The sequence below is a fragment of the Filobacillus milosensis genome (assembly GCF_004402015.1).
Classification (GTDB): Bacteria; Bacillota; Bacilli; order Bacillales; family Alkalibacillaceae; genus Filobacillus; species Filobacillus milosensis.
In genome coordinates, this window is record NZ_SOPW01000028.1 from 1 (window position 1) to 19,765 (window position 19,765).

Here is a 19,765-nt window from a genome sequence, read left to right on the forward strand (position 1 = left end):
GCGGTGAATTTAAGAAAGTACACCGCCATAAACACCCAAAGAAGCCTAAATCATCATATTGATTCATCAAAAAATGGCATCCATCATTTAATTTTTATGATGGATGCCATTTTTAAGTTATATTTGACTAGTTATGTCCCAGCCTCTTTTTTACTAACAGCAATACCTAATGGATATCTAACACCTTCGCGTTGGTGAGGTTCCATGATGACACCATTCTGATAGAAAAATTCAACATCTTCATATCTATCAGTAAACAATGTTCTAAATTCATCTTGCGTTAATTGATGAATATGAAATGGATTACCACATGGTTCACCACGGCCTTTACCAAATGGGGTGGAAACGATTAGTGTGCCACCTGGCTTTAATAAATTGTAGTAATTATCTAAAATAGCCTGTTCATTCTCTATATGCTCAATTGTCTCGAAACTGACAATACAATCAAACTGACCGTAAGCATCTTTTAAATTTGAATCAGTCGCATCAGCAATCTCATAATTCGTCTTTGGATGATAGTATTCTTGTTTGGCATATTTAATAATGTCAGGATCTAAATCTAAACCAATAACTTCATCTACTTGCTTTTTTCTTCTTTTGGCTATCATATGTGTTCCATAGCCAGCACCACAAGATAGGTCTAGTACACGCCCATATAAATAATTAAGTGCAAATTGATAACGAGCGATATGTTCAAGTAATAATGGATTTAACGGGTCCATCATATTCGGAATTACGCGTTCACCTGTATCTTCAATCATGAAAAGCCCTCCTTAAAGCAAGTCTATTATGACAAACTTAAGGGGTTTTGAAAACTATTTTGACGGTCATTATTCTTAACTTTATAATTGGATTAAGAAAGTAGAAAGGTTGATCGGAATGGATGAAGTTACTTATAAAAATCGCAGGGAAGACGCTTCATTAAAATTATTTGTCGTCTTATCAAAAGCGGCTCGTACACTATCTGATTTGGCGCAAAATGATATGGTCAGATACGGATTGAACCCTACAGAATTCGCCACATTAGAATTATTATACCACCGTGGCCAACAGCCTTTACAAAAAATCGGTGAGCGAATCTTGTTAACGAGTGGCAGTATAACGTATGTTGTTAATAACCTCGAAAAAAAAGGTTATTTAAAGCGAATACGTTCAGAGCACGATCGACGTGTTACCTATGCTCAAATCACAAAACAAGGTAAAGGCTTGTTAAGCGATATTTTTCCTGAACATTGGAAAGAAATAGATGAATTCATGGCAGGGTTAACTGAAGAAGAAAAGGAACAAGCAATCAGATTAATTAAAAAGTTAGGGCTGTATGCTGAAAAGCTGAAAGATCTTTAAGGTTTGTTTACTAAAAGTAGATTAAGGGAAATTATATACTAACACATTATCAAATAATCAACTTTTGAGGTGAACAGACTATGTTAAACAAAAATGTAGTTATATACACTAATGAAAGTCAAGATTCTGTAAAGCTAAAAAATATTTTGAATGAATGGGATATTGATTATGAAGAGCGTAATATAAGTGAAAACAATGACTATCTAATTGAATTACAAAAAAAAGGTATTTTTGCAACACCAGCTACTTTTATTGATAATTATTGTATACAAGGTGTTCAGCCAGATCATTTGAAAACAGAATTAAATATTAATTAAGGTAGACAAACACCCTTCCTGCAATATTCTTCATAAGATGTTGTAGGGGGTGTTTCTTATATGAATGAAAATTATGTAACGCAGGCCGAAAATACCTTTCCGCATAATTATTATTACCCGCCATATTATTATCCAGTTCAGGGCCAGCAAGAGCAGCAACCATTTAATCAATCTTCTAATCCCAACTATTATCAACCGATGTACTTTGAAATGCCTGATCAGTATGAAGGAGAGGGCCAAGGTATCAACGGCAATATTCCTCCTTTCATTCAATACTTTCAAGATTCTAATGGAGAAGTTGATATAGATAAAGTCATTTCAACTGCTAATCAATTCATGAAAACAGCTTCACAAGTAGCACCAATGGTAAAGACATTAAATGATTTTGTAAAAGGTTTTAGACCTTAGCCTTACCGTAAAAATCGGTAAGGTTATTTTTTGATTTCGATTAAAGTGTTACTTTATTTCAAATACATTGAATTGTGTTAAAATTACTTACGTTGTAAAAGAAACTTCAAGAAAGAAGGATAATTATGTTTAACAACAAAATATCAAACACATCTTTTTATTATGGATGGGTTGTTGTATTGATTTCGGGGTTGGGGGTATTTTTCTCAGGACCTGGTCAAACATTCGCTATATCGATTTTCATAGACTATTACATAGAAGACTTTGAATATTCGAGGGCATTTGTCTCGAGTTTATATTCAATTGCGACCTTAATGGCAGGCTTTTTATTATTCACAGTAGGAAAACTAGCTGATATATATGGACAGCGTGTTATGATGGTTGCGATTGGTTCAGCCTTAGCGTTTGCAGCATTTTGGAACTCACTAATTTCCGGACCAATCATGATGTTTTTAGGGTTTTTCATGTTACGTTTATTTGGACAAGGTTCCATGACACTTCTCCCCAATACATTGGTACCTCAGTGGTTTTTAAAGATAAGAGGACGGGCATTATCTGTAATGGCGATTGGTGGATTCGCTTCAGCCGCTTTATTTCCACCGATGAACGCTTTCTTTATTCAAGAATTTGGTTGGAGAACGACATGGATGATATGGGGAATAGCGCTTTTAATTATTTTTGTTCCCTTAGTTGCGATCTTTGTACGAAATAAACCAGAAGATATAGGAGAAGTGATTGATGGTAAAAATGCATCGATGAAAATCAAAGTAAAGAACGCATCACGATTACAATTATTTTTGACTGTAAGTATAAATGTCCTTATATTATTAACGTTAATTCCGGTGATCAACGAGTATTTAATGGACCAATTTGAATGGTTTCCTGCTATATATATTAGAATTTTGCTGTTAGCTGTTTCGATTATTGCTTTTATGATTGTATTAAGAAAAAGACATTTAACGAAGATGAATTATCAAGCAGATTCTGGAGAAAAGCCGGATAAGGAAGACATTACAGAAGATAATGAAATTAGTTGGACGTTGAAAGAAGCTAGGAAAACTAAAGTATTTTGGGCTATATTGATTTGTGTGAGTGTTCCGGCGATGACGAATACCGGGATCACATTTCACTTGGTTTCGATAATAGAGAATAAAGGACTTGATCAAGATACAGCGGCAATAATTGCTTCAATTATTTTATCGTTAATGGCGATAATTGGGTTCCCAGTAACCTTCGTTTCAGGATATTTAGTTGATAAATTTAAAGTAAATTACGTTTTGGCTGCAACATTCTTTATTCATGTCGTAGCTATTATTTGGTTGTTTTTTGTATCAACTGCTACAGGAGCGATAGTTTATGGGGTTATTTGGGGGATAGCTCATGGCTTTGAACGAATAGCTTTAAACATTGTATGGCCAAACTATTTTGGGCGCACACACCTCGGAAGCATAAAAAGTATTGCGCAATCCACAATGGTTGTAGGGTCAGCTTTAGGACCGTTACCGTTTGGCTATTTTTATGAGTGGTTTAATGGATACGGTGAAATACTATTAGTAATGGTCTGTTTTCCGTTAATTGCGATGCTGATCGCTGTTTTCTCTCCAGCTCCAGAATATGAAAAATATCAAAGCGAATAAAGAGTAAGACGATCATGACCAGTGATCGTCTTTTTTAATTCCCTAGGTAAATTTTATTCTCTACTTTATCGGTTTTATTCGCTACTTTAAATTTTGAGTTGAATATATAGGTGTCATTAAAAAACTGAGCCTAGAAACCTAAGCTCAGTTTATATGTCTAATATTAATCTTCTAGGAAAGCTAGAACTAACCCGCCTTCACCAGCATGGGTAGCAATTAGTGGCCCCATTTCAACTAGTATTTCTTCTTTAGGATTATATTTTTCACGAATAGAAGCTAAAACTTTTTTAGCTTTTTCTTCACAGTTTCCATGAGCTAAAGCAATTGTTTTTCCTTCTAGTGATTTTGTATATTCGCCAATTTGTTCAACGAGTCGGCGAAGTGCTTTTTTCTCACCACGAACTTTTTCAACCACTTCAATAGCACCTTCTTCAGATGCCTTCATAAGAAGCTTGATATTTAGTGTTTTAGCGATTGCGCCTCTCATCTTATCCAAGCGGCCGCCTTTAATAAGGTTTTCTACAGTCTTTAAGGAGAATAAAGTGGTCGTTTTCTCTACACAACCTTCAATGTAGCTTGCAACTTTCTGTATTTTAGCACCATCTTCACGTAGCTGACCGGCTTCATTTAACAGTAATGCAATTCCGCTAGATGCTGTTTTTGTGTTGATGATTTCAATCGTACGATTTGGTTCTTCGTCTTGTAGCATTTCTTTACCTAAAACGGCATTTTGGTAAGTTGCGCTTAAGTTCTTTGTCAGAGCTAACATGAGAATAGGTGTATCTGGATCAACTTCTTTGAAATGATTGTAAAAATCATTTGGACTGGAAGCGGATGTTTTTGGTAACTCCTCAGATTCAGATACCATTCTGTAAAACTCTTCAATATCTAAGTCAATACCCTTGTACTCCTCATCATTGAAATGAATGTTAAGGGGTACAATTTTTACGTCATATTTCTCTAATAAATCTTTCGACAGATCAGCACCGCCGTCTACCATTAATTGAAATGTCATAGACCTCACCTCTTCTTATACTTTTTAAAGCTAGGTTATTTATTAACTATTTATGTTCTTCACTAATAACTTTGACCTTTTTTTTCTTAGAAGTACTAAATATAAATAATGCTAGGCCAAAGATAACAATGGTTCCCCCTAGAAATTGTGGTACTGTTACTAATTCATCTAAAATGTAGTAAGCCAGTATTGATGCACCAACAGGCTCTAAAAGGATTCCCATGGTGATCGTTGAAGCGCTTACCCATTTAATAGCCCAATTAAATAATGAATGTCCAAAAAATGTAGGGATGACCGCCAAGGCTACAAAGTATAGCCATGTATCACTTGAATACCCGAAGAAGGGTTCATTTAATATAATATTATACATGATTAAAGTGATAGAACTTATTCCATATACAACAAATGTGTATGTAACTAGCGATAATCGCTGCCGAACATTTTGGCCAAAAAGGAAGTAGCCCGTAATGGTAATCGCCCCCATCAAGGCTAAAAAGTTACCGAATAAGGCCATTCCACTAATTTGAAAATCTCCCCAACTGATGATGACACTACCGGTTAAAGCAATGATTAAACTGATGACAGCCCCACTTGTGAATCGTTCTTTAAAAAAGAAATAACTGCCTATGAACGCCCATATAGGTTGAGTGGTAACTAAAACAACTGAGCTTGCCACAGAAGTGTGATTCAGTGATTCGAACCAAAAGATAAAATGTAAAGATAAGAAAATTCCAGAAGCGGTTGAAAATAGCCAATCTTTTTTGGAGATTTGCGTTAACTCCTTGCGATATTTTAATAAAACAAGTGGGAGCATGATTAAAACAGCAAGTAATAATCTATAATTGGCGATTATAGATGATGGAGCATCAGCTAATCTGACAAAAATGGCAGAAGTAGATACCGATAAAACGCCAATGCCAACTGCTATATATGGTGCGAATTGTTTTTGCTCCATAGAGAACACCTCTGTTTAGTAGTATGTCTGACGAATACGATCAATTAATATAGGTCCTAGTGCAACACCTGAAATAAATCCAAAAATATGTGCAATTTCATTGATTCCTGGTCTAAATGTTGTTAGAAAACCAATAATGATAAATACAATAATAATTTGTCTGCTTTGTGAGTCGATTAAATCTTTCCTAGCAAAAATCATATAAGCATATAACCCAAAGATACCGAATATAGCTCCAGATGCCCCAAGATGCTGTATATAATCATTACCTAGAAAGTAGAATGCCACATTTGCAAGTATTCCCATCGATAGATATGCTAAAATAAATTTAAATTTGCCAAGCATATGTTCTAAAGCTGGCCCAAACAAAACTAAGCTGAAACTATTAAATAAAACGTGCAATAATCCGCCATGGGCAAAAATAGGAGTAATAAAACGCCAATACTCACCTTCAGCAATAAGTAAATTTTGCCCTACTACCAAGCTTCCAATATAGGTAGAAAAACCAGAAAGTATAAATAAAACTAAGTTAATGGCGACGATAATTGATACAATAGGATATAACCTAATAAATTGTTGAAAACTTTCTGTTCGAACAAAGAACATTCAAGTCGCCTCTTTTCATTCAGTAAGTATGCGTTACAGTCGCTAACGCTTTTCTTAAGAATACTAATCTTTGTTTAAAGTTTCAATAAGAAAGTAGGTTGTATATGATTCAAGGAACTGGAATCGATATTATCGAATTAGAACGAATTGAAAAACTGTTTCAACGTAATGTTAAATTCGTTGAACGTGTTTTAACGAAATCGGAGCAAGAAAAACTTAGCACGTTCACCAATCACAAAAGAAGAGTAGAGTTTTTGGCTGGTCGTTTTGCTGTTAAGGAAGCCTATAGTAAAGCGGTAGGTACTGGGATTGGAAAACACCTTTCCTTCCAATCAATTGAAATTATATCGAATGATTTAGGACAACCCGTCATATATGTGAATAGTAAGGAACAAGTCGGTGCTCATGTATCTATATCTCACAGTAAACAATATGCCATTGCCCAAGTCATCTTAGAAAAATAATTTTCTCTGATAGCTAGTCTGCATATTAAGACAAGTTGTCTCATATAGTGTATTGCGGGGTAACAAATGATCCAATGTGCACATTGTCACCGCAACACGATAGATCGCTTGTTCCAGAAAAGAATAAGTAACGATTATGAGGCGAAGGAGTTGTCTGAATGAAAGGAAAACTAGTGCTCTTCATTTTACTCTTGTCAATGGTGGGGCTACTTACAGCATGTGGAGAAAATACGGCCGATGATGTTGTAAATTCACTAAACAAAAAAGCAGAAGACATGGGTAGTTTTAAAGCTACTGCTAACATGGAAATCGAAACTGGTGAAGAACCACAACAGTTTGATGTACAAGTTTGGCACAAGAAAGATGACTATTACAAAGTTGTACTTCAAAACCAGTTAGATGAAAAAGGGAACCAAGTAATTTTACGTAATGACGAAGGTGTTTTTGTTTTAACTCCTTCCATCAACAAAAGTTACAAATTCCAAAATGACTGGCCAAAGCATCACAGTCAGCCGTATTTATTTACTTCTTTAGTAAATGACATTAATAGTGATTCCGACCGTGAATTCAAGAGTACAGAAAATTATTATGAGTTTACTGTGAAAACGAATTATAAAGGTAATCAACAATTACCTTACCAAAAAATTTATTTCCACAAGAAAACTTATGAACCTGCACTTGTCAGAGTGTTGAACGCTCAAAACGAGACAATGGTTAAAGTGACTTTCTCAGAATTTGATTTCAATCCTGAGATTGCTGACTCTGAATTTAATACAGAGGAGAATTTAGCAAAAGGTGCAATCAGTGTACCAACTATGGCTGAGTTAGAAGAACAGTCTATGACAGTTTATTACCCTACAAATCTCCCTTCAGGGTCTGAATTCACTAAAGAAAAAGTGGTTTCGTTTGAAGATGGTGAGCGATCGATTTTATCGTATGAAGGTGACAAAAACTTTACTCTAGTACAAGAGATGTATTCAACGTATCCAACTAGTGTCGAAGTGCCAGTGTATGCCCCAGGTGAAATGGTGGATTTAGGTTTTACAGTAGGTCATTTAACAAATAATTCTCTTGAGTGGCAACAAGACGGCATGAGTTTTGTACTTGCAAGTGATTCGTTAACAGTAGAAGAAATGGTGATGGTCGCTAAATCTGTACAAGGCCAAGCCATGAAATAAAATGAATATAATGAAGAATCGATTACCCGTAATATAAATTATATTATGGGTAATTTTTTGTGTTTTTGTTAAAGTTTATTTTTGATTCTACGAACCGCTACAGGCGGACGCTTTCAGCGGGCACGGCCTCAACGAAGGAACATCTTTGAATAACCTCTATTGCATCTTTGCACCGAGGAAGCATACTGCGAAGCGTTTTGTTTTCTCCATAATCCGTCTCATTGACATTCTGAGTCTGAAACTAGGATAATAAATGACAACAATAAATGGATTAGAAGAGGGTTATATCATGGATAAATCAGCGTACCATCGAGATACTTGGGTAACAGTCGATTTAAATGCTATTAAACATAATGTTAAGCAAATCAAAGATCACTTAAAAAATAAAGAAGTCTATGCAGTAGTTAAAGCTGATGCATATGGACATGGTGAATTGGAAGTCGCTGAAGCAGCGCTTGAGGCTGGTGCGACAAGGTTAGCAGTCGCAGTCCTAGATGAGGCGTTAAGGTTAAGAGAGAAATTTACTGATGTACCGATATTAGTAATGGGGTGGACAGGCCCTGAATATGCTAAAATAGCAGCTTCTAATAATATCACACTAACAGTTTTTCAAGAAGATTGGGTGCGTAAATCTCAGTCATTTTTAGAAGATCAACAATTGAATGTTCATCTAAAAGTTGATACCGGTATGGGACGCATAGGTATAAGAAGCGGTGAAGAAGCATATGATGTAATTAGAGCCTGTAAAAATACGAATATATTAATAACGGGATTGTTTACTCATTTTGCAACTGCTGATGAACCGGATGAAGGGTATTATCAACAACAGTTGAATACATTTAAACAATGGGTTAAAGAGGTCAAACCATATTTACCAGAACAATTGAATATTCATATCGGTAATTCTGCTGCTGCAATGCGATATCCGAATGATATGTATGATGCAGTTCGTTTTGGAATAAGCATGTACGGTTTGTATCCTTCAAAAACGTTATCTCAAATAACGTCTATTCAATTGAAACCTGCATTTACATTACACAGTAAATTAATACACGTTAAAAAGATTCATAAAGGTGAAGGAATTAGCTACGGCGTAACTTATAGAGCAGAATGTGATGAATGGATTGGAACTATACCAATTGGCTATGGAGATGGTTGGATTCGTAAACTTCAAAACTCTCATGTACTGATTAATGGACAGAAGCTGCCTATAGTTGGTAGAATTTGTATGGATCAATGCATGGTTCGATTAAATCAGCGTGTTGATGTTGGCACCGAGGTCACACTTATAGGTTCTGAACAAGGTGAGACAGTGTCAATGGATGATGTTGCAGACCATTTAGAGACCATTAATTATGAAATCCCATGTATCTTAGGGAAGCGTATTCCACGATATTATTTGAAATAAAAATTTTGACAAATTGTATATTCTTAAATTCATATAAACAAAAATTTCTATAATAACCGACTTTTTTTCTTGTTTTTCTTTACGAATCATGCGGAACAATGCTATGATTGATTATAGATTTGCTGCGTGAATATTGCTGGGGGTGTAAGGAAATGTCTGAAACTTCGAAAGAAATTGTCTTGAGACTTCCTATGTCTTTATTAAATGAATGTGACAACTTAGTAGAAAGTCACGATGAATTAGATCGTGAGACTTTGATTATGCAAGCGGTAAACACTTACGTTCAACAAGAAAAGAAACGTAAAATCAAAGAAAAGATGCGCCGTGGTTATGTCGAAATGAGAAATATCAACTTAGGAATAGCATCTGAAGCATTCGAAGCCGAAGAGGAGGCTGAAACCACTCTTGAGCGCTTAGTGAGTGGGGTGTAATTAATTTGTACGTAAAACGTGGCGACGTCTATTATGCAGATTTAACACCAGTTGTTGGATCTGAGCAAGGCGGTGTTCGCCCAGTACTCATCATTCAAAACAATATTGGAAATCGTTTTAGTCCTACCGTGATTGTTGCCGCGATTACAGCACAAATACAAAAAGCTAAGTTGCCGACTCACGTAGAGGTTGATTCGAAGAAATACAAGTTTGAACGAGATTCAGTTGTTTTACTTGAACAAATTAGAACAATTGACAAACAACGTTTAACAGATAAGATTACCACATTGGATGAACATCTAATGAGACAAGTAGACGAAGCTTTACAAATTAGTCTAGGTCTAATGGATTTATAATTTTAGCGCCTGGTGTTAAGATTAACACAAGGCGTTTTTTTGTGTATTCTTAAAAAGAGAGTCCATTTACAATTAGAATAATAATTCTGAAAAAATAGCGGATTTTCTCGATTAGTGTTAAAGTTGACTTAAATATGTGCAAAATTGGAGGTTAATTAATTGAATCCAGAGTTAAGAAATATTTTGTTAGAAAATAGCGACGAGATTATTCAAGACTGGATGGACGACTTGAAAAATAGCAAGCTCAAGGAGTACAAGTCTGCAGTCTCAGAGGATTTAATTGAACAAGTAAACCGAGAATTTGTTAATGTAATCTTCTCGAAATTAACAGATGAAAAAACCAGTGAAAGTTTAGAACAATTATCGGAAAGAATAGTTAATCTGGGTTGGCCTTTAGGTTATTTAACCGAAGGGATGCAGTCATTTAGAAGTATCTGTATCCGTAAAATTATTGAAGAAGTTAATAGAGATGACCATGAATTTTTCTTAGAAGTAATGGATGGGGTTAACAATTGGGTTGATCCTGTTAAAAATGAATTAATTAATAAGTACTCAACAAATTGGACTAATATTATTTCCTTACAAAAAGTAGCTTTACAAGAGCTATCTGCTCCTTTAATTCCAGTCATGGAAGGGATAACAGTAATGCCACTAGTAGGTACGATTGATACGGATCGCGCCAAACTAATAATGGAAAACCTTTTAGATGGAGTGATTAAACATCGTGCTGATGTAGTATTAATTGATATTACGGGTGTGCCAGTTGTTGATACAATGGTAGCTCATCACATTATCCAAGCTGCAGAAGCCGTTCGATTGATTGGAGCAACTTGTATACTTGTTGGTATACGCCCGGAAATTGCTCAGACAATAGTTAACTTAGGTATTGATCTAAGCAAGTTCCCAACGAAAAGTTCTCTAAAGCGTGGGTTTGAAAAAGCACTAGAACTTACTGAAAGAGAAGTTGTTTCAACTAATGAAGAAACTGGAAAGGTTGTTGATGAGTTAATCTCGTCAATTGATAAGGAGTGAATGAAATGAGAATTCCTATTCTTAAGTTACAAAATTATTTGCTCGTTTCCGTTCAAATTGAACTGGATGACCAAACGGCGATGCAATTCCAAGAAGATTTATTGAATAAAATTCATTCAACAGGTGCAACTGGTGTCGTTGTTGATTTAACTTCAGTGGAAATCATAGATTCGTTTATTGCAAAAGTATTAGGTGATGTAGTTTCTATGGCAGAATTAATGGGGGCCAAAGTAGTATTTACGGGTATTCAACCTGCAGTTTCAATGACCTTGATTGACCTAGGAATCCATCTACAGAATGTACAAACAGCTTTAGATCTAGAACAAGGGTTAATTAAGTTGAAACAAGAATTGGAGGAAAAGTGATGAAAGGCGCTCTAACAAATGTGCCAATCACTAAAGAATGGGATATTGTCGGTGCAAGACAGTCCGGCCGAAATATGGCCAGAGATTTAGGATTTGGCTCAGTTGACCAAGCGAGAATAGCGACTGCTATTTCAGAGTTAGCGCGAAATATATATTTATACGCAGGTAGCGGGGAAGTTTCTTTTGAAGAAGTACAAGGGGAAGCTCCTGTTGGTATCAAAATCATTGCCTCTGATAATGGACCAGGAATTAAAGATATTACGAAAGTAATGGAAGACGGTTATTCAACTTCAGGAGGACTTGGTGCTGGTTTACCAGGTGTTAAAAGACTGATGGATGATTTTGATATGGAATCAAACGAAGAAGGGACCAAAATAACGATTGTTAAGTGGTTGCGTTAGGGTGAGGTGAATTCATGTGAGCTCTTTAAAAGCAGATATTGGAAACTACAAGAAATTATTAGAAGAATACATGAAAACAAAAGATGAAGCTGTATTATATCAGGCAGAACAGTTTAGTAAAAGCTCAATACAGAAAAATATTTCACCAGATGAAATAGTAAATGTACACTACCAGGCGATTCAGGAGCTTATACCTAATTTAGATGATGAAGTTAAAGAGTCTTTTAACTTCCTTATTGAAACAATGATTAGTTATGGGTTAGCTTATCAAGAATATCAAGTGTTGCGGGAAAAACAAATTGAGTTGCGTACTGAAATTGATGTAGCTGCTAATATGCAGAACACCCTTCTTAGCACGACCGTACCTGATGTTCAAAACATTGATATTGGTGCTAAATCAATACCAGCAAGACAAATGAATGGTGACTATTTTCACTTTGTTCAGGATGATGAAGGAAATATAGGTACTGCGATTGCAGATGTCATAGGTAAGGGCATTCCTGCTGCGTTTTTTATGTCTATGATTAAATACGCAATGGAAAGTTTCCCTGAAGATCGAATGTATCCTAAAGTCATTCTTGAATTACTGAATCGTGTAGTTGAACGAAATGTTGAAACTGGTATGTTCGTTACGATGTTTTATGGGCTATATGATATTCATCGTCATGAATTTTATTATGCAACAGCTGGACATGAACCAGGATTTATTTATAGAGCTGAAGAAGATCAGTTTGAAGAAATTGACGCAAAAGGTCTTTTGTTAGGTGTTAAGAAAAACGTTAAATACAACCAGTATGTTAATGAGATTAACAACGGAGATATGATTGTTTTACTAACGGATGGCGTAACAGAATGTCGCAGTGGTGATCGATTTATAGAGTCAGATGAGGTTCTTGATGTGATTCGCAAATATAAGGACTTAAGCTCCCAAGAAATAGTCGAAAATGTCTATAAATACTTAGAACGACTTCAAGATTTTACATTACGAGATGATTTTACACTAATTGTTATAAAAAGGAATTCCTGATTGTGTTTAAAACTACTGTTGTTCGGGTAAATAGTTAATAATTCGAAAAATGTAAGGGGGAGATCGTTATGAATTTACATATCGATGACTTTAAGGAAGGCGACATTTATGTATTAAAACTTGCTGGAGAGATTGATGCTTACACTGCTCCACAACTAAAAGAAAAGTTATTGAATGTAATTGAAAGTGATAGTTCTCAAGTTAGAGTGGATTTAGAAAAAGTTAATTATATGGATAGTACAGGCTTAGGTGTATTTATTAGTGGGTTAAAAACGGCTAATGAAACAAACAGTTCTTTTAAACTGGTGAATTTACAAGATAATGTATATCGCCTCTTTAATATTACTGGATTACACGAGGTCATTGATATTGAAAATACAATCCGAGGTGGTATGTAATGAATAAACCGTTTGACTTTGTAGAAATGAAGTTGCCGGCCAAGTCGGAATATGTTGGCGTGCTTCGCCTAACAATTTCAGGAGTAGCAAACCGTATGGGCTTTGCTTACGAAGATATTGAAGATTTAAAAGTGGCCGCATCTGAGGCTATTACGAATGCGGTTAAACACGCTTATAACGATACTGATCAAGGTGAAGTAACAATTGGCTTTGGAATGTATGAAGACCGTTTAGAAGTCATGGTTGCAGATTATGGTGGCAGCTTTGATTTAGATGAAATTAAAGAAGATATAGGACCATATGATCGTGACATGCCCATCGACAACATGAAAGAAGGAGGGTTTGGTCTTTTCCTTATTGATGCCCTAATGGATAAAGTCGAAATTAATAATAATCACGGTGTAATCGTATTAATGACAAAGTTTTTGCAAGAAAATGGGGTGGGTCAAAGTGACGACCAAATCTCAACTACACAATAACGGCGATGATATTTATATTCTTATAAAAGAATTGCGAGAGTCCCCGGGCGATGAAGTAATCCAAGAGAAGATTGTTCTAAAATATGAAAACTTGGTTCACTCAATTGCTAAAAAGTATTCCAAAAATTCTTCTATTCATGAAGATTTAGTTCAAGTAGGAATGTTAGGGTTAATCGCAGCTGTTAATCGTTACGATGATACTTTTGGGAAGTCGTTTGAGTCGTTCGCTATCCCAACGATTATCGGAGAAATTAAGAGGTACATCCGTGATAAAACATGGAGTGTCCACGTACCTAGAAGAATTAAAGAGCTTGGTCCAAAAATTAAAAAGGCCGTTGAAGAGTTAACGACTGAAAATCAGTATTCACCATCAGTCCAAGAGATCGCTAACTATTTAGAGGTTTCAGAAGAAGAAGTTCTAGAAGCGATGGAGATGGGGCAAAGTTACAACGCTCTATCAACAGATCGACAAATCGAAGCTGATTCTGATGGTAGCACCGTAACCATATTAGATTTAGTTGGATCACAAGATGATGGATATGAACAGACAGACTATAAACTCTTAGTAGAAAAATTGCTTCCACTATTATCTGAAAGAGAACAAGATATTCTTAAATGTACTTTCTTTGAAAACTTAAGCCAGAAAGAAACTGGTGAAAAATTAGGACTATCTCAAATGCATGTATCCAGGTTGCAGCGTCGAGCACTTCGCAAATTAAGAGAATCAATCTCCGAGGAAGATATGGAGGTACTCTTTTGATTGAAAAAAAGGAACGAATAGAAGTAGCCACTTTTAAGAAAGCCAAAAAAGGTAACTATTTTTCTGGTGATGGTTATTTCTATATTGAACTAGAAGATTCTTTTATTTGTGTGTTAGCTGATGGTTTGGGTAGTGGTAAGATAGCCATGGCATCTTCTGCAGCTGTTATTGATGTTGTTAAAAAGAATGCCGAAGACCCTTTAGATACGTTGCTAGATAAATGCAATGAAGCTTTTTCTGGGAATGAATTAAGAGGCTGTGTAATAGCTTTATTAAGAGTTGATTATGAAAATGAAAGTTATTCGTATGTATCATTCGGTAACATTGGCATTATTACCGTAACACCAGATGGTAAGAAGAAGCGTAATATACCAGTCCACGGGTATTTGTCAGGGATACCATTAAGAAACACGGAAATACATCGTGGTTCGCTTAAACCAGGGACTGTATTTTTTATGTTTTCGGACGGTGTTAACGAACGACAGTTGACCAAAGAATTCTATAGTCATCAATCTATGTCTTTAACGATTGAATGGTATTCTTTACAACAAAAGTTATCTATGGAAGATGATACAACTTTAGTAGCGATGAAATATACAGGATGAGTTGTGTGTTTATGAACAATTAAGCACACAACTCATTTTTTATTTTGGTATATTAAGTTATAACAACGCTTTAGATTTAAGAAATACGGGATTTTGATATGTTATAATTATTTATTAGAATGCTTAAGGAGGTAGCGGTTTGACTGAATTACATAAAGATCTAACTCAATTCGTAGCAAAAGAAGTTCAAATTCAATCATCAATCGTTTCAAGAGTCATTGAAATGATTGACGAAGGTAACACAATTCCTTTCATTGCACGTTACAGAAAAGAACAAACTAAAGGGCTAGATGAAACACAAATACAAGCAATTAAAGAAACATATGATTATCAATTACAATTACAAAACCGTAAAGAAGAAGTATTACGTTTAATTGAAGAACAAGGAAAATTAACAGGCGAATTAAAACAAGATATTCAAGACGCTGACAAATTACAACGTGTAGAAGATCTATACCGTCCGTACAAGCAGAAGCGACGTACAAGAGCGACAATTGCTAAAGAAAAGGGATTAGAACCCCTAGCCAAACTTGTATGGGAACAAAAAGGTACTAAGCTTGAAGGTGAAGCAGAAAAGTATTTGTCTGAAGAGCATGAATTAACACAGGTTGATGAAGTTTTAAATGGGGTTAATGATATTATTGCCGAATGGATTTCTGATGAACCGAAATTCAGAGAGAAAATAAGATCGTTAACTTTTTCTAAAGGTGCAGTAGTTACTGAAGTTAAGAAAAATTCTGAAGATGAAAAACAAATTTTTCAAATGTACTATGACTACAGAGAGCCAGTGCCTAAAATGGCTCACCACCGTGTGTTGGCTGTCAATCGTGGCGAAAAGGAAAAGGTGTTAAAGGTAACGATTGAACCACCAACTGACACTATTTTAGACTATTTAGTCCGCTCGATTATTAAAAGTCAAGGTCTAGAAGAGGCAGACTTTCTAAAAGAAGCTATAAACGATGGTTACAAGCGCTTAATCCAGCCATCGATTGAACGCGATATTCGATCCACAATGACAGATGAAGCAGAAGACCATGCAATAGATATCTTTGCTAAGAACTTAAGGAATTTATTACTACAGCCACCATTAAAAGGTAAGATGATTTTAGGTGTAGACCCAGCCTTTCGAACAGGTTGTAAGTTAGCTGTGGTTGATGAGACCGGTCATATGAAAGAAGTGGATGTAATTTATCCGACTGCACCTCGTAATGATGTCAAAGGTGCAGAGAAGAAAGTTTTAGAAGTAATGAAGAACTACCCGATTGAATTAATTGCAATCGGAAACGGTACAGCCTCTAGAGAAACAGAGCAATTTATTGCAGAGTTAATCCAAAAAAACAATTTAGATGTTGCTTATTTAATCGTAAATGAAGCAGGCGCGAGTGTTTATTCTGCATCTAAATTAGCTCGTGAAGAATTTCCGGAATTACAGGTTGAAGAAAGAAGTGCCGTATCGATCGCACGTCGTGTACAAGATCCGTTAAGTGAGTTAGTAAAAATTGATCCAAAGTCGATAGGCGTAGGTCAATACCAGCATGATGTTAGTCAGAAGAAGTTGAGTGATTCTCTACAATTTGTTGTGGAAACGGCAGTCAACCAGGTCGGTGTAAATGTTAATACAGCTTCAGCATCGTTATTACAATATATTTCTGGCTTAAATAAGACGGTTGCCGGTAACATTGTGAAATATCGTGAAGAACACGGGAAGTTCACCAACCGTAAACAAATTAAGGATGTTCCTCGCTTAGGCGCAAAAACATACGAACAGGCTATTGGTTTCTTACGTGTCTTAGAAGGGGAAGAGCCTTTAGATCGAACATCAATTCACCCGGAGAGTTACAAAACTACGAAGAAATTATTAGAAAAACTAAATCTGTCTACTGAGGATTTAGGTTCTGAAGTGCTAATAGATAAATTGAATAAAGAAGATATTTTAGGTTTATCAGAAGGATTAGATGTTGGACAGTTAACATTAGAAGATATTGTGGCTGACTTAAAGAAACCTAATCGTGATCCACGTGATGAATTGCCAAAGCCATTACTAAAAACAAATGTCATGTCAATGGAAGACTTAACACAAGGTATGGAGCTTCAAGGGACGGTTCGAAATGTAGTGGATTTTGGTGCCTTTGTAGATATTGGGGTAAAACAAGACGGGCTTGTTCACATCTCTAAACTGGCTAATCGTTTTGTTAAAAACCCATTAGATGTTGTTGCTGTAGGAGATATTGTGACCGTTTGGGTTGATGAAGTGGATGCTAAAAGAGAAAGAATCGCATTAACAATGGTTCCAGTAACAAATTAATTTTCCTGTGTTTCTACGTTTTTGCTGTGATAAAAAAACCAACATTGATTTAAAATTCTAATTTGGCGCACGTCCTTATTGGCGTATGCGTTTAACATTTGACGTTTAAACCATTTAGGCATAACCATCACCTTTATCTTTAAAATTTTATTTTATTATATGATAGAAAATAAAAATTGCTAATGAATAAAAAGGCAAGATCTACCTAGTTAAATTTCAAGATTGTTTAGCTAGGTAGATCTGTTTTAATATGGATAAGTATGGAGGAAGTAATATGGATAATTTAGAACTGCAAAAACTAATAAAACAAATATCTTTACAGTATTTTTATAAACCGTTTGTTGGGGAAGCAAGGTTTAATAGCCGTCTTCGAACGACAGGTGGTAGATATATTCCTTCAACGAGTGTAATTGAGATTAATCCTAAGTATTTAACTGAGTTAGGTGAACAAGAATTAATAGGGATTATTAAGCATGAACTTTGCCATTATCATTTACATATTAAAGGGAAACCTTATCATCATCGAAGTAAAGAATTTAGGCATCTCTTAAAAATCACAGGTTCTCCTAGATTCTGTAAAATACTGCCTTCAGAAGAACAAAAGAGAACCATAATATATAAATGCCAGAAGTGTGGAATGGAGTACAATCGTAAGAGAAATGTGAATGTACAAAAGTATCGTTGTGGGAAATGCAAAGGAAAGTTGAAATTAGTTAAATAAAATTATAAAAGGTTATTGACTTTAAACATCAATCCATGATAAATTTTATTTCGCGGCATTAAAAAATAGTCAACAAACACACAGATTATTAAAGAATTTTATTTAAAAAATTCTTGATATCCAATTGACAGCTATTAAAAGTTGTTGTAAGATATTTATCGTCGCAACTTAAAGGACAAACTAATTTTATTATTCCAGCGTAGCTCAGTGGTAGAGCAATCGGCTGTTAACCGATTGGTCGCAGGTTCGAATCCTGCCGCTGGAGCCATGGAGAAGTACTCAAGTGGCTGAAGAGGCGCCCCTGCTAAGGGTGTAGGTCGCGTAAGCGGCGCGAGGGTTCAAATCCCTCCTTCTCCGCCATTATAATTTGGCCCGTTGGTCAAGCGGTTAAGACACCGCCCTTTCACGGCGGTAACACGGGTTCGAGTCCCGTACGGGTCATATCCATTTTTTTAATCATTCTAGGTCCGGTAGTTCAGCTGGTTAGAATGCCTGCCTGTCACGCAGGAGGTCGCGGGTTCGAGTCCCGTCCGGACCGCCATTATCATTGGGCCATGGCCAAGCGGTAAGGCAACGGTTTTTGGTACCGTCATGCGCTGGTTCGAATCCAGCTGGCCCAGCCAATTCTATTCTTAACAAAAGATCGCTACTTATTTATAAGACGATTAAAACGTCTTTTTTTATTGCTTAAAAAAAGATGTATATAGATTTGCTTTATTTGAGCCATTAGCTCAGTCGGTAGAGCATCTGACTTTTAATCAGAGGGTCGGAGGTTCGAATCCTCCATGGCTCATCAATTGCGGTCGTGGCGGAACGGCAGACGCGCTAGGTTGAGGGCCTAGTGGGGGTTACCCCGTGGAGGTTCAAATCCTCTCGACCGCATCAAGAATTTTTATAAAAAGTTCTTGCATTACTTCGACAAATTTGATATTATAGTTTTTGTCGCCATTGCGCCTGTAGCTCAATTGGATAGAGCGTTTGACTACGGATCAAGAGGTTAGGGGTTCGACTCCTCTCAGGCGCGTTAGCAATCTTATAAATTTTCAATGATTTAGGGTTGTATTTTTACTCTTAACAGTTTAATATATTTATTGCGCATCAATTAATGACATTTATTAATTGCGGTTGTAGTGACGAGCGTTACTTCTTATGAAAGGCTGCGAGTTACCCCGAAGCAATTAACATCCATGAACTTGCTCAAAGATGCAGGGGCATAGATGAGAAATGTTATAAGCGTGTTAATCAGTTTGATATTATTTCTTTTATCATGCGGGTGTAGTTTAGTGGTAAAACCTCAGCCTTCCAAGCTGATGTCGTGGGTTCGATTCCCATCACCCGCTCCATTAAATGGGCCTGTAGCTCAGTTGGTCAGAGCGCACGCCTGATAAGCGTGAGGTCGGTGGTTCAAGTCCACTCAGGCCCACCATTTAAGTTCGAACCTTGAAAACTAAACAAAATAGCCTGTCGTCAATTCGGTAACTTTCAACGGTTGGTGGAAAGTTACTAAGACGAAACAAACAAGCCAATCAAACTACTTTTATGGAGAGTTTGAT

The 19,765-nt window shown here is 36.0% G+C and carries 24 protein-coding genes and 10 tRNA genes; 29 read left to right on the plus strand and 5 right to left on the minus strand.

Features of this window, described 5'->3' with window-relative positions:
- Positions 1-131: 131 nt before the first annotated feature.
- Positions 132-761 (minus strand): class I SAM-dependent methyltransferase, encoded by a 630-nt coding sequence (locus tag E3U55_RS16345; protein WP_134341561.1) that lies wholly within the window; start codon positions 759-761, stop codon positions 132-134.
- Positions 762-879: 118 nt separating this feature from the next.
- Between E3U55_RS16345 and E3U55_RS16350 the strand changes: the two genes are divergently transcribed.
- The 4 genes from E3U55_RS16350 (at position 880) to E3U55_RS16365 (ending at position 3,706) form a co-directional block, all read left to right on the plus strand.
- On the plus strand, positions 880-1,344 hold the full coding sequence (locus E3U55_RS16350; protein WP_134341562.1) for a MarR family winged helix-turn-helix transcriptional regulator: 465 nt from the start codon (positions 880-882) through the stop codon (positions 1,342-1,344).
- Positions 1,345-1,424: 80 nt separating this feature from the next.
- The gene (locus tag E3U55_RS16355; RefSeq protein ID WP_134341563.1) at positions 1,425-1,661 is read left to right on the plus strand and encodes a glutaredoxin family protein; all 237 of its coding nucleotides are present in this window, start codon (positions 1,425-1,427) and stop codon (positions 1,659-1,661) included.
- 60 nt (positions 1,662-1,721) lie between these two features.
- Positions 1,722-2,069: a YppG family protein gene (locus tag E3U55_RS16360; RefSeq protein WP_134341564.1), complete on the plus strand. Its 348-nt coding sequence runs from the start codon at positions 1,722-1,724 to the stop codon at positions 2,067-2,069.
- 125 nt (positions 2,070-2,194) lie between these two features.
- The gene (locus tag E3U55_RS16365) at positions 2,195-3,706 is read left to right on the plus strand and encodes an MFS transporter (protein ID WP_134341565.1); all 1,512 of its coding nucleotides are present in this window, start codon (positions 2,195-2,197) and stop codon (positions 3,704-3,706) included.
- Between the two features lie 163 nt (positions 3,707-3,869).
- Here E3U55_RS16365 and E3U55_RS16370 read toward each other — a convergent pair whose 3' ends face one another.
- Genes E3U55_RS16370 through E3U55_RS16380 form a run of 3 tightly spaced genes read right to left on the minus strand, consistent with a single transcriptional unit; the run spans position 3,870 to position 6,282 of the window.
- Complete coding sequence (locus E3U55_RS16370) at positions 3,870-4,721, minus strand: DegV family protein (RefSeq protein ID WP_134341566.1); 852 nt, start codon at positions 4,719-4,721, stop codon at positions 3,870-3,872.
- Between the two features lie 46 nt (positions 4,722-4,767).
- Complete coding sequence (locus E3U55_RS16375) at positions 4,768-5,676, minus strand: DMT family transporter (RefSeq protein ID WP_134341567.1); 909 nt, start codon at positions 5,674-5,676, stop codon at positions 4,768-4,770.
- A gap of 15 nt (positions 5,677-5,691) precedes the next feature.
- Entirely contained in the window at positions 5,692-6,282 is a 591-nt protein-coding gene (locus E3U55_RS16380; RefSeq protein WP_134341568.1) for a rhomboid family intramembrane serine protease, read from the minus strand.
- Between the two features lie 104 nt (positions 6,283-6,386).
- Here E3U55_RS16380 and acpS point away from each other — a divergent pair, with 104 nt between their 5' ends.
- From acpS to E3U55_RS16450, 14 genes are all read left to right on the plus strand, one after another.
- Positions 6,387-6,746, plus strand: coding sequence for a holo-ACP synthase (acpS, locus tag E3U55_RS16385; protein WP_134341569.1), 360 nt, complete (start codon positions 6,387-6,389; stop codon positions 6,744-6,746).
- Positions 6,747-6,904: 158 nt separating this feature from the next.
- The gene (locus E3U55_RS16390) at positions 6,905-7,924 is read left to right on the plus strand and encodes a LolA family protein (protein WP_134341570.1); all 1,020 of its coding nucleotides are present in this window, start codon (positions 6,905-6,907) and stop codon (positions 7,922-7,924) included.
- Positions 7,925-8,213: 289 nt separating this feature from the next.
- On the plus strand, positions 8,214-9,332 hold the full coding sequence (gene alr, locus E3U55_RS16395; RefSeq protein WP_134341571.1) for an alanine racemase: 1,119 nt from the start codon (positions 8,214-8,216) through the stop codon (positions 9,330-9,332).
- Between the two features lie 152 nt (positions 9,333-9,484).
- Positions 9,485-9,763, plus strand: a complete 279-nt coding sequence (locus tag E3U55_RS16400) for an antitoxin (RefSeq protein ID WP_134341572.1) — start codon at positions 9,485-9,487, stop codon at positions 9,761-9,763.
- A 5-nt stretch (positions 9,764-9,768) separates the two neighbouring features.
- Positions 9,769-10,119: a type II toxin-antitoxin system PemK/MazF family toxin gene (locus E3U55_RS16405; protein WP_134341573.1), complete on the plus strand. Its 351-nt coding sequence runs from the start codon at positions 9,769-9,771 to the stop codon at positions 10,117-10,119.
- A 159-nt stretch (positions 10,120-10,278) separates the two neighbouring features.
- Positions 10,279-11,151 carry an STAS domain-containing protein gene (locus tag E3U55_RS16410; protein WP_134341574.1) on the plus strand — a complete coding sequence of 291 codons (873 nt, stop codon included), beginning with the start codon at positions 10,279-10,281 and terminating at the stop codon, positions 11,149-11,151.
- Between the two features lie 5 nt (positions 11,152-11,156).
- Positions 11,157-11,516: an STAS domain-containing protein gene (locus E3U55_RS16415; protein WP_134341575.1), complete on the plus strand. Its 360-nt coding sequence runs from the start codon at positions 11,157-11,159 to the stop codon at positions 11,514-11,516.
- Positions 11,516-11,917 carry an anti-sigma regulatory factor gene (locus E3U55_RS16420; protein ID WP_134341576.1) on the plus strand — a complete coding sequence of 134 codons (402 nt, stop codon included), beginning with the start codon at positions 11,516-11,518 and terminating at the stop codon, positions 11,915-11,917. The genes E3U55_RS16415 and E3U55_RS16420 overlap by 1 nt, the downstream gene beginning before the upstream one ends.
- Positions 11,918-11,933: 16 nt before the next feature.
- Positions 11,934-12,944 (plus strand): PP2C family protein-serine/threonine phosphatase, encoded by a 1,011-nt coding sequence (locus E3U55_RS16425; protein WP_134341577.1) that lies wholly within the window; start codon positions 11,934-11,936, stop codon positions 12,942-12,944.
- Between the two features lie 68 nt (positions 12,945-13,012).
- Positions 13,013-13,342, plus strand: coding sequence for an STAS domain-containing protein (locus tag E3U55_RS16430; protein ID WP_134341578.1), 330 nt, complete (start codon positions 13,013-13,015; stop codon positions 13,340-13,342).
- Entirely contained in the window at positions 13,342-13,821 is a 480-nt protein-coding gene (gene rsbW / locus E3U55_RS16435; protein WP_134341579.1) for an anti-sigma B factor RsbW, read from the plus strand. The genes E3U55_RS16430 and rsbW overlap by 1 nt, the downstream gene beginning before the upstream one ends.
- Positions 13,793-14,581 carry an RNA polymerase sigma factor SigB gene (gene sigB / locus E3U55_RS16440; RefSeq protein WP_134341580.1) on the plus strand — a complete coding sequence of 263 codons (789 nt, stop codon included), beginning with the start codon at positions 13,793-13,795 and terminating at the stop codon, positions 14,579-14,581. Before rsbW ends, sigB begins: the two co-directional genes overlap by 29 nt.
- Entirely contained in the window at positions 14,578-15,186 is a 609-nt protein-coding gene (locus tag E3U55_RS16445) for a SpoIIE family protein phosphatase (protein ID WP_134341581.1), read from the plus strand. The genes sigB and E3U55_RS16445 overlap by 4 nt, the downstream gene beginning before the upstream one ends.
- A gap of 139 nt (positions 15,187-15,325) precedes the next feature.
- Entirely contained in the window at positions 15,326-17,491 is a 2,166-nt protein-coding gene (locus tag E3U55_RS16450; RefSeq protein WP_134341582.1) for a Tex family protein, read from the plus strand.
- Here the strand turns inward: E3U55_RS16450 and cmpA are convergent.
- A complete protein-coding gene (gene cmpA / locus E3U55_RS16455) occupies positions 17,488-17,619 on the minus strand; it encodes a cortex morphogenetic protein CmpA (RefSeq protein WP_407644125.1) in 132 nt (43 codons plus the stop codon). The genes E3U55_RS16450 and cmpA overlap by 4 nt on opposite strands.
- 146 nt (positions 17,620-17,765) lie before the next feature.
- On the opposite strand from cmpA, the gene E3U55_RS16460 reads away from it, so the two are divergent.
- The 11 genes from E3U55_RS16460 (at position 17,766) to E3U55_RS16510 (ending at position 19,638) form a co-directional block, all read left to right on the plus strand.
- Positions 17,766-18,212 (plus strand): SprT family protein, encoded by a 447-nt coding sequence (locus E3U55_RS16460; protein WP_407644126.1) that lies wholly within the window; start codon positions 17,766-17,768, stop codon positions 18,210-18,212.
- A 193-nt stretch (positions 18,213-18,405) separates the two neighbouring features.
- A tRNA-Asn gene (locus E3U55_RS16465) sits at positions 18,406-18,480 on the plus strand.
- A 1-nt stretch (position 18,481) separates the two neighbouring features.
- Positions 18,482-18,572 (plus strand) — tRNA-Ser (locus E3U55_RS16470).
- Positions 18,573-18,581: 9 nt separating this feature from the next.
- Positions 18,582-18,653, plus strand: a tRNA-Glu gene (locus E3U55_RS16475).
- Positions 18,654-18,676: 23 nt separating this feature from the next.
- Positions 18,677-18,753 (plus strand) — tRNA-Asp (locus E3U55_RS16480).
- A 7-nt stretch (positions 18,754-18,760) separates the two neighbouring features.
- Positions 18,761-18,835, plus strand: a tRNA-Gln gene (locus E3U55_RS16485).
- A 97-nt stretch (positions 18,836-18,932) separates the two neighbouring features.
- Positions 18,933-19,005, plus strand: a tRNA-Lys gene (locus tag E3U55_RS16490).
- 6 nt (positions 19,006-19,011) lie between these two features.
- Positions 19,012-19,094, plus strand: a tRNA-Leu gene (locus E3U55_RS16495).
- Positions 19,095-19,162: 68 nt separating this feature from the next.
- Positions 19,163-19,236, plus strand: a tRNA-Arg gene (locus tag E3U55_RS16500).
- A gap of 245 nt (positions 19,237-19,481) precedes the next feature.
- Positions 19,482-19,555: transfer RNA gene (locus E3U55_RS16505), tRNA-Gly, on the plus strand.
- A gap of 6 nt (positions 19,556-19,561) precedes the next feature.
- Positions 19,562-19,638: transfer RNA gene (locus E3U55_RS16510), tRNA-Ile, on the plus strand.
- Positions 19,639-19,765 lie beyond the last annotated feature (127 nt).

Excerpts from the sequence above, each read along its gene's own strand:
- E3U55_RS16345 (WP_134341561.1), bottom strand. The coding sequence starts at position 761 with ATGATTGAAGATACAGGTGAACGCGTAATTCCGAATATGATGGACCCG.
- E3U55_RS16350 (WP_134341562.1), top strand. The coding sequence starts at position 880 with ATGGATGAAGTTACTTATAAAAATCGCAGGGAAGACGCTTCATTAAAA.
- E3U55_RS16355 (WP_134341563.1), top strand. The coding sequence starts at position 1,425 with ATGTTAAACAAAAATGTAGTTATATACACTAATGAAAGTCAAGATTCT.
- E3U55_RS16360 (WP_134341564.1), top strand. The coding sequence starts at position 1,722 with ATGAATGAAAATTATGTAACGCAGGCCGAAAATACCTTTCCGCATAAT.
- E3U55_RS16365 (WP_134341565.1), top strand. The coding sequence starts at position 2,195 with ATGTTTAACAACAAAATATCAAACACATCTTTTTATTATGGATGGGTT.
- E3U55_RS16370 (WP_134341566.1), bottom strand. The coding sequence starts at position 4,721 with ATGACATTTCAATTAATGGTAGACGGCGGTGCTGATCTGTCGAAAGAT.
- E3U55_RS16375 (WP_134341567.1), bottom strand. The coding sequence starts at position 5,676 with ATGGAGCAAAAACAATTCGCACCATATATAGCAGTTGGCATTGGCGTT.
- E3U55_RS16380 (WP_134341568.1), bottom strand. The coding sequence starts at position 6,282 with ATGTTCTTTGTTCGAACAGAAAGTTTTCAACAATTTATTAGGTTATAT.
- acpS (WP_134341569.1), top strand. The coding sequence starts at position 6,387 with ATGATTCAAGGAACTGGAATCGATATTATCGAATTAGAACGAATTGAA.
- E3U55_RS16390 (WP_134341570.1), top strand. The coding sequence starts at position 6,905 with ATGAAAGGAAAACTAGTGCTCTTCATTTTACTCTTGTCAATGGTGGGG.
- alr (WP_134341571.1), top strand. The coding sequence starts at position 8,214 with ATGGATAAATCAGCGTACCATCGAGATACTTGGGTAACAGTCGATTTA.
- E3U55_RS16400 (WP_134341572.1), top strand. The coding sequence starts at position 9,485 with ATGTCTGAAACTTCGAAAGAAATTGTCTTGAGACTTCCTATGTCTTTA.
- E3U55_RS16415 (WP_134341575.1), top strand. The coding sequence starts at position 11,157 with ATGAGAATTCCTATTCTTAAGTTACAAAATTATTTGCTCGTTTCCGTT.
- E3U55_RS16420 (WP_134341576.1), top strand. The coding sequence starts at position 11,516 with ATGAAAGGCGCTCTAACAAATGTGCCAATCACTAAAGAATGGGATATT.
- E3U55_RS16430 (WP_134341578.1), top strand. The coding sequence starts at position 13,013 with ATGAATTTACATATCGATGACTTTAAGGAAGGCGACATTTATGTATTA.
- rsbW (WP_134341579.1), top strand. The coding sequence starts at position 13,342 with ATGAATAAACCGTTTGACTTTGTAGAAATGAAGTTGCCGGCCAAGTCG.
- cmpA (WP_407644125.1), bottom strand. The coding sequence starts at position 17,619 with ATGGTTATGCCTAAATGGTTTAAACGTCAAATGTTAAACGCATACGCC.
- E3U55_RS16460 (WP_407644126.1), top strand. The coding sequence starts at position 17,766 with ATGGATAATTTAGAACTGCAAAAACTAATAAAACAAATATCTTTACAG.